We start from the raw sequence: 13,729 nt of genomic DNA, 5'->3' as shown, positions 1-13,729 counted from the left end.
GAGGCCGGACGGCCCTCCTGAATCAAGCCGTCGGGAGCGGCAGGCTCCCGTTCAGCCCTTTAAAGCCTTTTCTAATCGTAAGCGACGCCGCCCAGCGGGGCCTTCGTTGGGTCGTGAAAGAAGGATCCGACCCCTTTTTCCTTCACCTCCGCGTAGCGCGGAACGCCGGTCAGCACGATCTCCCGACCTGGCGTCATGGAGGAGAAGATATCCAGGCACTGAAGGAACGTCGAGAGGTGGCGCCCCACCCGCACGTCGATGTGCCAGCCGTTTTCGTCGATGGGGGCGTAGAGCAGCTTGTGCTTGCCCGCCTCCACCACGAACTCGTCTTTGCCCTCCAAAACCAGTTTTTGATCGGTGACGCCCCGGATGCGGTCCAGCAGGGGCTCCGCCACCTCATAGAGCATGGACATGGCCTGGGTGTGATCCCCCACCTCGCGGTGCGACAGGCCGTGCAGCGTCTTGGGGGAGAACTCCATCCCGATGGGCACCTCGAACTCCGTGCCCGTCAGGAGCATGGAGGCCATGGCCGCGATCTCCTGGGCCTTCTCATGAGCGACGATGGTGTTCTCCACGCTGTACTCCAGCTCCGCCTCGTGGAGGTCCACCACGACGTCCACGCTCTCCGCGCGGATCATCTGCGCCAGGCCGTAGGTGGTCCGCTCCACCAGCAGGCCGTTGGGCCGGCCCGGCCAGCAGCGGTTCAGGTTGCGGATGTCCATGTAGGCCAGCATCTGGCGGCTGGGGTAGTGCACGTAGACCTCCGGGTCCGGCCAGGAGTCCAGAGGGCTTCCGGAGCGGTCGCCAAGGCGCCAGGTCTTCTTTCCCCAAGGCGTCTCGATGTCGTAGAAGCTGGGGTAGGCCTCGCCGTTGCGCGAATAGAGGGAGCCGCTGGTGTTGGCCCGCGTCACGACGATCAGGCGGCCGGCTTCGGGCCTCGCGTTCTCCACCACGACCTGCGCGGCCAGGTTCGCCGCGGGCTCCTCCGGGTGGGTGCCGCCAAGCAGCAGGACGGTGCCACCGGGCTTGCCGCTGTCAAGGAAATAGAGGTTGCAGTCGTTGGCCGTGCCCTGCAGGGAAGGCTCGTACAGGCTCAGCTTCTGCACCTGCGTCACCCCGGGCCCCAGCGCGACCGGCTCCTTGTAGTGCCGCATCGCGTAGAACTCGGCCCCGCTCCAGGCCGCCGCCGCCGTGCAGAGGACGGCAGCCATCGCTTTAATCCACTTCAGTCTCTCCATCGTCGTCGCCCCCTACTTGATGTGCAGAAAGCGCAGGACGAAGGGGATGAGGATCACGGCGTAGAGGACGGCTTCCTGCGGATCGCGGGTCCTCTTGAAGTTCCACGCCAGAGCGCAGGCGAAGAGAAGCGTCATGGCGTAGTAGCCGTAGGTGATCACCTGATTGATCAGGATCATCAAAGCATCGTTCATCATTATACCTCCAGACGGGTTGTCCCACGGGTTATATGGCCAGCAGGGAGAGCTCTTTGCTGTAGATGAGGAAGAGCGTGCAGCAGATGGCCACGAATGCCATGGGGACGAGGCACGCCGCGACGAAGTCGGAGTAGTAGCGTCCCTTGTAGTTCAGCTCCATCACCGAGGCTCTGCCGATGACGGCCGTCGGCGGCAGGCAGTCTCCCAGCGGCCACAGCACGGCCATGGCGGACATGGCCACGATGGGGTTCATGTTCTTCATGTTGAAGAGCATGATCAGCGGGACGCCCAGGAGCGGGGCCACGGCGTACTGAAGGATGCCCTCGGAGATGGGAAGGATGATGAAGAGCGTTGCAAAGAGCGTCGAGAGCGGTAAGATCACGACGTGCAGCGAGATGACGCCCCGCGCGCCGGAGAGGGCCAGCACCTGGATCAGCGCGCCCACCACCACCATGATCCCCACGAGGGGCAGGAGCTTGTGGATCGTCTCGCACAGGATCTCCCACACGTCGAGCTTCACCGGCGAGAGGACCCAGACGGAGAACGCGGAGATCATGAAGATCATGGGCAGGCCCACGATCGGGAAGTCGAAGGGCCAGATGCGGCCCGCGGCCAGCAGGCCGCCGAAGACCACGAAGGGGATCAGGACCCGCAGCCAGTTCATGCCGGCCGGAGCCTCCGGCAGCCTCTCCAGGGCCTCCTCCCCCGCTGCGGCACTGCCGCGCCCGGCGAGCCAGAACATGGAGAACAGGGCTCCGGAGATCGAGAGCACCGCCAGGGGCCCGTTGAAGCCGACGTAGGGCATGTTCGCCCCCGCAGCGGCCATCATGGCCCACAGGTTGATGGGGGGCGCGGCGGCGCTCATGGCCGCCGTCATGAAGATGGCCGCCGTCTTTCGGGTGTCGTCCACCCCCATGGCGGAGAGCACGGAGCCGACCAGGGCCCCAACCGTCAGGACGCTCGTCGCCCCCGACCCCGTCAGAGCGCCAGGGATCAGCATCACGAACGTCAAGAGCAGCAGGCAGATCACGCGGCGGGCGTGAAAGGCCCTCACGATGCGGCGCACGATGAAGGCCACGCCGCCCGACTCCTTGATCAGGGCCATGAAGAACGTGGCGCTGATGAAGATCAGGCAGACGTCAAAATAGGTGAAGGTCCCCTCCACGATGTGGCGCAGGGGGAACTCTCCGAAAGCCGCTCCCCCCGCCGGCCAGGCCGCGCAGTGGTAAGCGGCGGCGCAGCAGGCGGAGAGCAGCATGGAAAGCTCCGTGGAGAGCCGAAGCGCCTTCGCAACGAGGAAGACCGCGACGACGATCCCCAGGATGGTGTAGGCATGAGAAAACATCAATGTTCTGGACGCCTCCTTTTTCGAGACTAAAAATTGGGGAGGGCGCAGAGCGCCCGCCCCAATCGGTATCCTACTTCAGCTCCGCCAGTTTGGCACCGATGCCCAGAGCATCCTTGACGACGATCAGCTCCTTGCCCAGCTCCTTGGCGTAGTTCGTGAAGAACCCGTCGCTGTCGCTGTCCTGAATCACCAGGATGACGTCCGCCAGAGGAATGATCGCCTTGATCGTGGCCTCGTCCGAGGCGTCCGTTCGGCGGGCCATGCCCTCGATGTGGGCCCCGATGACGAGGATGCCCTTCTCCTTGGCCGCCTTGATCAGCGCCGTGCAGCGGGCGATCTCCTTGTCCACGTCCGTGCCGGCCGCGCCCATGCCCTTCATGCTGGTGCCCGTCGTCACGACGAGTGTCTTACAGTCCATCCCCGCGATCTCCTCCGCGGTGAGCGTCTTGCTGGCCTCGACCGGGGTGACCTTCGCCTGCATGGCCGACATCTTGACCATCATGGCTCCGGGGCTCTGCCCGCAGGTCGTCGCGACGATGGGAGTCTCCACCTTCGGCAGCTCCGCGGCAAAGGCGGAGGCGGCCGTCAGGCAGAGGGCCAGAACCAACAGAAACAAACCCTTACGATTCATTCACACGATCTCCTTTCAAAATGTGGAACCGACTGTTAAAACGCCCAAACCCAAACGCCCGAAGGGGCGCTAGCGGTTGTTCGTGTACTTCGCGATGCTGGAGAAGTCGAGGTCCCAGTAGGCCTTCTCGGCACGGTCCATGCACTCGATGGTGTACTTCGTCAGGAACTCCGACGCCTTCTCCGGAGACTCCTTATAGAGGTCGGCCGCCCGCTTCTCCACCTCGGCCTGCTTCTTGAAGAAGTCGTCCTCGATGGGGTTCCGCACGGCCTCGAGGTCCTTGATGGCCTCCTGGTAGCGCCAGTTCACCACGTCGTCCTGGAGCATGAAGGCCCACTGAGCGCAGTCCAGACTCAGCTTGTCGCGGTCGAAGTGGGACTTCCAGCTCTCCTTCGTGTCGCGGGTTCCGGTGTAGACAGGCACGTAGAGGGTATGGGCCGGGTTGTCGTACCCGAACCACATCACGCCGCCCACCGGCTCCGGCAGGTCCTTCCGCATCTGGGAAACCCAGCTGTAGGCGCAGGCGTTGGTCGCGATGCTTCGGGAGTAGGGGATCTTCAGCAGGTTGCGCTGCAGGCGGGTGGGGAAGGGGGTCGTCAGCGGGCTGAGCTCCGCAACACCGTCCTTGCCCTCCACGATCCAGGCGGGGTCCATCGTCATGTCGAAGGGGCTGCCCTTGTGGTAGCCGCGGATGAAGCCCATGATGTCGCGGACGGAGAGCTTCTTCTCCGGCTTGATGGAGAAGGGGTAGGCGTTGACGGGTGCGTAGGGGTCCCACTCGCGGCTCGGTGCGAGGGCCTTGTGGATCGTGTAGAGGCGATTGCGAATCCAAAGGGAGCTCAGGGCCCAGTCGTCGTTGCCCGTGGCGGGGGAGTAGGCGGCCTGGAAGTCGAAGGGCTGGCCGCTGTCGGGGTCGTAGAGCTTGTTGTCGATGGCGTGCTGCATGTAGTTGTCCGAAACGATGAAGTTCTTCGTGTCCTTGGGGTCGATGAAGCGGATGCGCGCGATGTTGGGGACGACCACGACCTCGTCGTCCGGCACGCGCTGGGCCGCCCACACGGAGCCCGGCTTGCCGCTCTCCTGCGTCCAGCCGAAGCCCGTGCTGAACACGTGGAATATCCAGGCCTCGTCCGGGTCGGTGATGGTGAGGCACTCGCCCTCCGTGCCGCAGGAAGGCATGAAGCCGTACTTCTGCGAGAGCTCTCCGATGACCTGAATGGCCTCCCGCGCCGTCTTGGCGCGCTGCAACGCGAGGACTTCCAGCTGCTCGATGGCCAAGAGTGCCCTGCCACCGGGCATGGTCTTCAGGATCTCCTTCTGGCCGATCGTGGTCTCCCCGATGGCAACGCGGTGCTCGTTCATCGCGGGATATCCGACGTGGAAGTAGCCGTAGGTTTCGGCGACCTGGGGAATCTCCCCAACCTTGACCCAGCCGCCCGGCTCCTCGCCGACGATGTTGCGATAGACGTCCATGTTGGTCCCCGAGGGGTACTTCTGGCCGGGGATGAAGCGGATCTGGGCGTCGTAGTAGGCCCCGTCCGCCGTGTGACAGGTCATGACGGACCCGTCGACGGACGCATCCTTGCCGACCACCACGTCGGTGCAGGCCAGCGCAGGGACAAACGACAGCAAACACAACGCCGAACACAGAAACGTGCGGAACAAACTGCGTCTGGAACGAAACATGCCAAAGATCTCCTTTCTTGAGTTATACGGTTGAAAAGAAAATGCACGCCGCCGGGAGCCGGTCGTCCTCCGTCCGAGTCTCCCGATCTCCATACATTATATCAGCATTTTTCCTGAATTTCATATCCCTGAATTCCGAATTTAACGATGATATTAAAACAATTTAAAAAAATCATTTTTAATACCAATTCGCGTTTAAAGGGAAAGAAAGGCCCCCTGCAAGGGGGGCTGCCCCGAAGGGGCTGGGACTGACGGCCCGTGAGCGTCAGCGAACGGCTGCCGGAAGGCTCCCCGAAGGGGAGGGGTGTTTTTCATAAGACGCGCCTGTCTGACATTCCCCGTCAACGCCTCCACAAGGCAATCCATTGCCTTGCTTCGGCACAGCCGACCGACACGACGCCGACCGCCTATCGGCGTCCGTAAGTCGTGTCGTCTGGCCGAGCTACGGAAGTCCCCCGGACTTCCTTCGCCCTCAGCCGACCGACACGACGCCGACCGCCTATCGGCGTCCGTAAGTCGTGTCGTCTGGCCGAGCTACGGAAGTCCCCCGGACTTCCTTCGCCCTCAGCCGACCGACACGACGCCGACCGCCTATCGGCGTCCGTAAGTCGTGTCGTCTGGCCGAGCTACGGAAGTCCCCCGGACTTCCTTCGCCCTCAGCCGACCGACACGACGCCGGCCGCCTGTCGGCGTCCGTAAGTCGTGTCGTCTGGCCGAGCTACGGAAGTCCCCCGGACTTCCTTCGCCCTCAGCCGACCGACACGACGCCGGCCGCCTGTCGGCGTCCGTAAGTCGTGTCGTCTGGCCGAGCGGCGGTTACTCCCCTTCCCAGCCCCACCGGCGGTGCGTGGCCAAAACCAGGGCGAAGAGCAGGAGCCCCGCCGCCCCCGCCAGGACGCCGCGCCCCCGGACGAAGGTCGGCCGCCGCGTCTCCCAGGCCACGCCGCAGGCGTCCGCCATGCCGCGGAGGTAGAGGATGTGGACCACGGGGTATCCCTCGCGCAGCGCGCGCCCGATCACGCCGTCGCCCCCATCCTGCCGCGGCGGGATGAGTCCTGGCGGGAGGCGCAGGACGTCCGGGCTGTTTCCCATGTTGGCCTCGGGGCCGCCGACGCTGACCACCAGCCTCGTCCGCCCCTCGCGGGCGAGCTGCATCTTCGCCTGGACGGCCTCCTCAAGGTCCCCGTTGGCCAAAAGCGGCAGGCCCTCCGCCTGAGCCGCTGCGGTCAGGATGTCCCGCGCCTCCTGAGGCATCCCGCCCCCGTTCTCCCCCCCGCCCCCCAGCGTGCAGAGCGCGGGACGGGTGCGCAGGAACCCGGCGCCGATCAGGGCCTTCGACAGCACGGGCCACGGCGCCTCCGGCCGGTTGGCCCCCCAGTTGGAGGCCCCCAGGGAGACCCCCAGGACCGTATCGAGGCCTCTCGCCTCCGCGGCGGCCAGGACGGAGTAGATGGCGCCGGGGAAGGAGGAGGAGGCGAGGACCACGATCCGATCCCCCTTCACGAGCCCCAATTCGTCGAACCACCGCAGCATCTGCACCGCCCAGAGCGGGTCCGTCGCACAGCGCTTGGCCTTGAGGTCCCCCTGCGTCGTGGTGGTCACGCTCCACTCCAGCCCGATCAGCCCGCTGTGGTGGGGGTCCGCCCCCTCGTCGCGGGGCAGGCCACGACGGCCCAATTCATCCCAGAGGAAGGCCTGAGCCGCCAGGACCTTGTCGTACAGCCGCTGTTCCGCAGGGCTGAGCGGCGGAGTCCACGACAGCCACAGCGCGGCCAGCGCCGCCGTCAGGAACAGGAGGCGCAGGGGGGAGCCGCCCACGAAGGGCGTCCTGACGGCCCTCATCCGACGAGCCCCCTCATCAGCCCTGCGGCGAAGGAGGCCGCAATGGCGCAGGACGTCGCCCCGCACGCCGTCATGACCGCTCCCTGCCGCTCCGCGTCGGCGGCAATCAGCCCGGGAACGACCCACCCCAGCCAGGGCGGCACGGAGACGACGGACAGCAGGGCCAGGTGGGCGGCCAGGGCCAGCAGCATCGCCGCTCCCGTCCGCTCCCGCCCGTAGAGCGCCAGGGAACGGGCGACGACGGACAGGAGCGGCGCCAGGAGGAGCCCCATCGCCAGCGCCGCCACGACCCGGGCCGGCGAAGCGGCGTAAAGCGCCATGAGCCCTGGCGTCACCAGGCCGCCGCACCCCCAGCCCGTCCTCCTGCTCCAGACGAGCCCCATCAGGATGCCCAGGGCCATCGTGACGCAGCCCCACGCCTCCGCCGCGTTCAGAGAACCGATAAAAGGACCGTTCATGACGCCTCCTCCAGCAACCGTTCCGCGCTCAACAAAAACTCAAGCGGCCACCCCGCGACGTTGCCGCAGGCGAACACCCTGCCCCGCCCCCTTCGCCACGCCGCGAAGGACGCCGGGTCCGAGATATCGTCCGTCCAGCGCAGGCGGTCGAGGCGGAGCCATGGCCGCGAGGTGCGGGTGAACGTGGTCGCCCGCCACGGCAGGGACCGAATCCATGGAAGGAAAGCCCGAAGCCTGGCGGGCCGATCCGGACGGTGGTGGAAGAGCAGCGTCGTCTCCTCGGCCCTCCAGCCCGTCTCGACAAACAGCCGTTCCGTGCTGCCCGTCTCGTTCGCCGAAAAGGCCACCGCCAGGAGGTCCTCGCCCTCGCCCAGAATCCGGAAGTCCGCGACGTCCGGCGGGAGGGACTCCATGGCGCGCCGCGCTGCGGCAAGGGCCTCGGACGAGGCGAGGCCCGTCCCCTCCAGGGACAGGGTCAGGGCCCTCATCGCCAGGAGGACGTTGCCCTCCCGAAAGGAGGGAGGCAGGTCCATCAGCGTCGCGGGACCGCGCGCCTCGAGGGCGCGGGCCACGAGGGCCGCTTCGGGGCCCGCCAGGACGGGGACCCCCCTGGGAACCCCCCGCAACAGCGCCTCCGCCGCCCCCCGGACGCCAGGTCCCCAGGCGTCCTGGTGGTCGGGCCGCAGCGTGGTCCAGACCAGGAGCGTGGGGTCGAGCCAGCGCCCCGCCGCCGGCTGAAGGAGGGGGGACACGGCGCTGTTCTCCAGCACCAGGGCCTCCGCGTCCCTGGGGACCTGCGAGAGCCACCAGCGCATCTCCCGAAAGCTCACGGGCGAGGTCCGCCGGATCACGCGCTGACCGGCAGGCGACAGCTCCCGCGGCAGCACCCCGGTGACGCGGGAGTGGGTCCTGAGCCCGACGGCCGACAGCCCCGCGTGCAGAAGGCGGACCAGACTGCTCTTGCCGCGCGTCCCCGTCACGAGGATCCTGATGCCCACACGTCTCAAATCCATGCAGCGTTCCTCCAGCCCCTATGCGGACACAAAAACTCGAAAGGCCCTCCGCTTCGCGCTCATAGTATAGCGCATAAGCGTTGATCGGTCTTTCTTTGCCCTGACGGGTGCCGACTCAACTTTGGACAGGCTGTCCGTTTGTGAGCAAACGGTTTGCTCGTTTTTCCCGTCACGTTTTGTCATGTCCGGGAGATGGGGGTGTTGAGCCCCTATATTTGTTCTGGACAGTAGGGATTAAACCCTATTAAGACAAGAAAAGGGCGGCCCAAACCGCCCCATAACACCCTGGTAACCCTGACAGAGTTTCTATGCTCCTGCGAGGTCAAAGCGCCGCAGCGCTTCCGCTTTCATGGTGCCGGGAGGGAGACTCGAACTCCCACAGTGTCGCCACCGGTGGATTTTGAGTCCACTGCGTCTACCGATTCCGCCATCCCGGCCAACGGTGAGTATTGTAATCGGAAGCGCCGGAGGTTGTCAAGCGGAACGGACGAGGTCGGGGGGCCATGCCCCCGCGCGCGTTCGGTCGATGAAGTGCGCCCGCGTTATGGCCTCGTACCGCGGATAGGGAACGCCGGCCCTTCGGCCCGCCCGAGGCCCCTCAGGCCATCGCCTCCGGGCGGAAGACCTCGTCGAAGCGCTGAGGCGTCAGAAAGCCCAGCTTCACGCAGGCCTCCTTCAAGGACAGCCCCTCCCTGAAGGCCAGCTGCGCCGTCCTGGCCGCGTTCTCGTAGCCGATGAAGGGGTTCAGGGCCGTCACCAGCATCAGGGAGCCGTGCAGGTTGGCCCGCATCCGTTCGCGGTTCGCCGTGATCCCCGCGGCACACCGTTCGTCGAAGGAGGCGATGGAGTCCCCCAGGAGGCGCGCGGACTGGAGAAAGTTGTAGATGCAGACGGGCATGAAGACGTTCAGCTCAAAGTTGCCCTGAGAGGCCGCCACGCCGACGGCCGCGTCGTTGCCCATCACCTGCACGGCCACCATCGTCACCTGCTCGCACTGCGTGGGGTTCACCTTCCCCGGCATGATGGAGGAGCCGGGCTCGTTCTCCGGGATTCGTATCTCGCCCAGCCCAAGCCGTGGCCCCGACGCCAGCCAGCGCACGTCGTTGGCGACCTTCATCATGTCGCAGGCCAGGGCCTTCATGGCACCGTGGGCGAAGACCAGCTCGTCCCTGGAGGTGAGGGCGTGGAACTTGTTGGGCGCGGGACGAAACTCCCTGCCCGTCAGGCCGGAGATCGCGCGGGCAACCTCGACGTCAAAGCCCGCGGGAGCGTTCAGCCCCGTTCCCACGGCCGTGCCCCCCAGGGCCAGCTCGTGCAGCGGGGCCGACGCGGCGCGCAGCATTTCGGCGTCGCGCTCCAGGCTGCTGCACCAGCCGGAGATCTCCTGGGAGAAGCGGATGGGGGTCGCGTCCTGAAGGTGCGTGCGACCGCACTTCACCACGCCCTCGTTCTCCGCTTCCAGCCGCCGGAAGGTCGCGATCAGGCCCTCGACAGCCGGCAGCAGGCGGTCCTCCAGCGCGAGGACCGCGGCGATGTGCATTGCGGTGGGGAAGGCGTCGTTGGAGGACTGGGACATGTTGACGTCGTCGTTGGGGTGCAGCAGGAGGCGTCCGGCCAGCTGGTTGCCCCGGTTGGCGATGACCTCGTTGGCGTTCATGTTGGACTGCGTGCCGGAGCCGGTCTGCCACACCACGAGGGGAAAGTGATCGTCCAGCTTCCCCTCGGCCACCTCCGCCGCCGCCTGGGTGATGGCGCGGCACTTCTCCTCCGTCATCCTCTCCGGGCGCAGGGCGCGGTTCGCCGTGGCGGCTCCACGCTTCAGGATGCCGAAGGCGTGGATGACCTCCCGCGGCATCGTCTCCAGCCCCACGCCGATCGGAAAGTTTTGCCGGCTGCGCTCCGTCTGCGCGCCCCAGTATCGGTCCGCGGGCACGTTCACCGTGCCCATGGAGTCGTGTTCGACGCGGTATTCCATGACGTCTTCTCCGGTCCGTCGCAGGGCTACAGGCGCGCGGCTCCGCTCTTCCGGGCGGCCTCCGCCACGGCGCGGGACACGGCATGGACGACGCGGGAGTCCATGGCGTTGGGGATGATGAAGTCCGGCCTGAGGGACGCCTCGTCCACCAGGTCCGCCAGGGCGTTGGCGGCGGCCATCTTCATCTCCTCGTTGATGTCCCGCGCGCGGACGTCGAAGGCGCCCCGGAAGATGCCTGGAAAGGCCAGCACGTTGTTGATCTGATTGGGTAAGTCGCTGCGGCCGGTGGCCACGACCTTCGCTCCGGCGCTCAGGGCCTCGTCCGGAAAGATCTCCGGCGTGGGGTTGGCGCAGGCGAAGAGGATGGGGTCCTTCGCCATGCTGCGGACCATGTCCTGCGTCACCGCCCCCGGAGCGGAGACGCCAATGAAGACGTCCGCCCCCCTCATGGCATCGGCCAGGGTCCCCCGGATGCCGGCCGGGTTCGTGACCTCCGCCATCTCCGCCTTGATCCAGTTCATGCCCTGCTCCCGGCCCCTGTGGAGGACTCCCGTCCGGTCGCAGAGGGTCACGTCCCGCGCCCCCGCGCCGATCAGGAGCTTTGCGATGGCGATTGCGGCGGCTCCGGCACCGTTGATGACGACGCGGGCCTCCGGCAGGGTCCGGCCCGTCAACTTCAGGGCGTTCGTGAGGCCCGCCAGCGTGATGACGGCCGTGCCGTGCTGGTCGTCGTGGAAGATGGGGACGTCGCAGCGCTCCTTCAGCTTGCGCTCGATCTCGAAGCAGCGCGGCGCGGAGATGTCCTCCAGATTCACGCCACCGAAGGAGCCTGAGATCCGGTAGATCGTCTCCACGATCTCGTCCGCGTCGTGAGACCGGATGCAGAGGGGAAAGGCGTCCACGCCGCCGAAGGCCTTGAACAGCGCGCACTTGCCCTCCATCACGGGCATCCCGGCCTCCGGCCCGATGTCCCCCAGCCCCAGCACGGCGCTTCCGTCCGTGGCCACGAGGCAGAGGTTCCAGCGGCGCGTCAGGTCGTAGCTCCTGTCCACGTCCTTCTGAATCTCAAGGCAGGGCTGGGCCACGCCGGGCGTGTAGGCCAGGGCCAGTTCCTCCTTCGTCTGCACGGGGACGCGGACGGCGATTTCGATCTTGCCCCTCCACTCCCCGTGAAGCCGAAGCGATTCCTTAGCGTAATCCATAACTCAAGACTTCCTTTCCGTTGCGTGATTGCCGGCCTGGCGCTGCGGCCCCCGTTATTATAGCGCCAGCGCGGATGGTGCAGTCACGCTATAATAGCGGGTAAGAGGGTTCGTGTTCCCTGCGCGCCGGCCTGCCGCCGGCACCTTTAATTTTTTTGGAGGGGAAGATCGGGATCATGGCGGAACGCGCCGGAAAGAGCAAAAAGAGCAATCAGATCGACATGCTGCACGGGTCCCTGTGGGACAAGATCGTCCTGTTCGCGTTGCCGCTTGCGGCCAGCACCATCCTTCAGCAGATGTTCAACTCGGCGGACGTGGCCGTGGTGGGACGGTTCGACAGCAGCCAGGCCATGGCGGCGGTGGGCAGCAACGGAGCGGTCATCAACGTGCTGGTCAACCTCTTCGTGGGGGTCTCCGTGGGCGCCAACATGCTGATCGCGAACTACATCGGACAGGGGGAGCGGGAGAAGGTGCGCCAGGCCGTACACACCAGCGTCCTCATCGCCCTCATCAGCGGCCTTTTTCTGGCGGTCGCCGGGCTCGTGCTCTCGCGCCCCGTGCTGAGGATGCTCTCGACGCCCCCCGACGTGCTGGAGCTGGCCGTGACGTACCTCGAAATCTACTTTATGGGAATGCCCTTCATCATGCTCTACAACTTCGGCTCCGCCGTGCTCCGCAGCAAGGGGGACAGCCGGCGGCCCTTCTGGTTCCTGGTGGTGGGCGGCGTCGTCAACGTCATCCTGAACCTGGTGCTGGTGATCGCCTTTCGCATGGGCGTGACCGGCGTGGCCATCGCGACGGTGATCTCGAACGTCATCAGCGCCTGGATGGTGCTGAGCTGCCTGATGCGCGAGCCGGACCCCTTCGCCTTCAGCTGGAGGGAGATGTCCCTGAAGGGCGGCCACACCCGCCGCATCCTGAAGATCGGTGTCCCCGTGGGCCTGCAGGGGGTCGTCTTCTCCCTGTCCAACGTCTTCATCCAGGCGGGCATCAACAGCTTCGGGGCCAGCGCCTCCGCGGGGTCCGCAGCCGCGCTGAACTTCGAGTACTTCGCCTACTTCATCATCAGCGCCTTCGCACAGGCGTCCATGACCTTCACCAGCCAGAACTACGGGGCGGGGGACGAGGGACGCTGCCGCCGCATCTACACCATCAGCATGTCCTGGGGCATCGGCCTGACGGCGCTCACCTGCGCCGCCTTCTCCTTCTGGAGCGAACCGCTGATGCGCTTTTACACCGTGGACGCCGCCGTCATGACCTTCGCCATGGCGCGCCTGTTTCGCGCGGCGGTCCTGGAGTTCCTGGTGGGGTTCTACGAGATTCCCGGAGCGGCGCTGCGGGGGCTGGGCTACTCCATGACCCCGACGGTCATCACCCTGATGGGCTCCTGCGTCTTCCGCATCTTCTGGCTCCTCACGGTCTTTCAGTGGAACCGGAGCTTCGAGATGCTCATGAACGTCTACGCCGTCTCCTGGGTGCTGATGAGCGTCGCCACGATCGTCGCCTACTACAGGCTGCGCCCGCGGGCCTTCAGCCGTCGCGCCCTCGGCAGCTTCTGAACGGCGCTGCGGCGTGCCGAAAGGTCCGTCCCTTCGACAGGGAAAAGTGTAAAAGACACGCTGCGCACTCAGTATTTTTGCTGAAAATGCTCGCGCCGGCTAAAAGCCCTGAAGATTTCGCTTGAGAATTAGGTTAAACAATGTTAATCTTAGTTAAAAATTAGGGGGTATCTGGCATGGATACTACGGCGGCAGAGGTTGGCAAGACGGAGGAGAACTACCTTGAGGCGATCCTGATGATCAAGGAGCGGCAGGGCTACGTGCGGTCCGTCGACGTGGCGGCGCACCTCGGCGTGGCGAAGCCCAGCGTGACCTACGCCACGAAGCGCCTGAAGGAGCGCGGCTTCGTCACCACGGACCACGCGGGGATGCTGGTGCTGACGGATTCGGGCATGGAGATCGCCGACAGCACGTACACGAAGCACAAGATGCTGACGAAGTTCTTCATCTACCTCGGCGTCAGTCCGGAGCAGGCCATGACCGACGCATGCAAGATCGAGCACGACATCAGCGAGGAGACCTTCGCCGCCCTGTGCCGTTATGCCGAGAAGATCAAGTCGGAGGCGTGACCCCCGAAACCCG

Annotated in this window: 12 protein-coding genes and 1 tRNA gene; 2 read left to right on the top strand and 11 right to left on the bottom strand. The window is 65.8% G+C overall.

The features are described 5' to 3' along the window. Positions 1–71: 71 nt before the first annotated feature. From ACK28C_RS04545 to ACK28C_RS04495, 11 genes are all read right to left on the bottom strand, one after another. Positions 72–1,238: a succinylglutamate desuccinylase/aspartoacylase family protein gene (locus ACK28C_RS04545; RefSeq protein ID WP_015556899.1), complete on the bottom strand. Its 1,167-nt coding sequence runs from the start codon at positions 1,236–1,238 to the stop codon at positions 72–74. Between the two features lie 12 nt (positions 1,239–1,250). Continuing rightward, entirely contained in the window at positions 1,251–1,430 is a 180-nt protein-coding gene (locus tag ACK28C_RS04540; RefSeq protein ID WP_208874077.1) for a hypothetical protein, read from the bottom strand. Between the two features lie 31 nt (positions 1,431–1,461). Beyond that, positions 1,462–2,778, bottom strand: coding sequence for a C4-dicarboxylate ABC transporter (locus ACK28C_RS04535; protein ID WP_208874039.1), 1,317 nt, complete (start codon positions 2,776–2,778; stop codon positions 1,462–1,464). A gap of 73 nt (positions 2,779–2,851) precedes the next feature. After that, entirely contained in the window at positions 2,852–3,412 is a 561-nt protein-coding gene (locus ACK28C_RS04530; protein WP_015556901.1) for a DUF6305 family protein, read from the bottom strand. Between the two features lie 69 nt (positions 3,413–3,481). Continuing rightward, complete coding sequence (locus ACK28C_RS04525; protein ID WP_015556902.1) at positions 3,482–5,098, bottom strand: dipeptidase; 1,617 nt, start codon at positions 5,096–5,098, stop codon at positions 3,482–3,484. An 816-nt stretch (positions 5,099–5,914) separates the two neighbouring features. Next, entirely contained in the window at positions 5,915–6,940 is a 1,026-nt protein-coding gene (pgsW, locus tag ACK28C_RS04520; RefSeq protein WP_409152517.1) for a poly-gamma-glutamate system protein, read from the bottom strand. After that, complete coding sequence (locus tag ACK28C_RS04515) at positions 6,937–7,398, bottom strand: poly-gamma-glutamate biosynthesis protein PgsC/CapC (protein ID WP_409152516.1); 462 nt, start codon at positions 7,396–7,398, stop codon at positions 6,937–6,939. The genes pgsW and ACK28C_RS04515 overlap by 4 nt, the downstream gene beginning before the upstream one ends. After that, positions 7,395–8,411 (bottom strand): gamma-polyglutamic acid synthetase, encoded by a 1,017-nt coding sequence (locus ACK28C_RS04510; RefSeq protein ID WP_409152515.1) that lies wholly within the window; start codon positions 8,409–8,411, stop codon positions 7,395–7,397. Before ACK28C_RS04510 ends, ACK28C_RS04515 begins: the two co-directional genes overlap by 4 nt. Before the next feature lie 350 nt (positions 8,412–8,761). Continuing rightward, a tRNA-Leu gene (locus ACK28C_RS04505) sits at positions 8,762–8,848 on the bottom strand. 161 nt (positions 8,849–9,009) lie between these two features. Continuing rightward, on the bottom strand, positions 9,010–10,386 hold the full coding sequence (fumC, locus tag ACK28C_RS04500; protein ID WP_409152514.1) for a class II fumarate hydratase: 1,377 nt from the start codon (positions 10,384–10,386) through the stop codon (positions 9,010–9,012). Between the two features lie 26 nt (positions 10,387–10,412). Beyond that, on the bottom strand, positions 10,413–11,588 hold the full coding sequence (locus tag ACK28C_RS04495) for an NADP-dependent malic enzyme (protein ID WP_015556905.1): 1,176 nt from the start codon (positions 11,586–11,588) through the stop codon (positions 10,413–10,415). A gap of 176 nt (positions 11,589–11,764) precedes the next feature. Between ACK28C_RS04495 and ACK28C_RS04490 the strand changes: the two genes are divergently transcribed. Next, positions 11,765–13,147 carry an MATE family efflux transporter gene (locus ACK28C_RS04490; RefSeq protein WP_015556906.1) on the top strand — a complete coding sequence of 461 codons (1,383 nt, stop codon included), beginning with the start codon at positions 11,765–11,767 and terminating at the stop codon, positions 13,145–13,147. A 176-nt stretch (positions 13,148–13,323) separates the two neighbouring features. Next, the gene (locus ACK28C_RS04485) at positions 13,324–13,716 is read left to right on the top strand and encodes a metal-dependent transcriptional regulator (RefSeq protein WP_015556907.1); all 393 of its coding nucleotides are present in this window, start codon (positions 13,324–13,326) and stop codon (positions 13,714–13,716) included. Positions 13,717–13,729 lie beyond the last annotated feature (13 nt).

The organism is Fretibacterium fastidiosum (genome assembly GCF_964642095.1).
Classification (GTDB): Bacteria; Synergistota; Synergistia; order Synergistales; family Aminobacteriaceae; genus Fretibacterium; species Fretibacterium fastidiosum.
The sequence above is the reverse complement of the archived record's forward strand: the minus strand, read 5'-3'. Positions and strand labels throughout refer to the sequence as shown.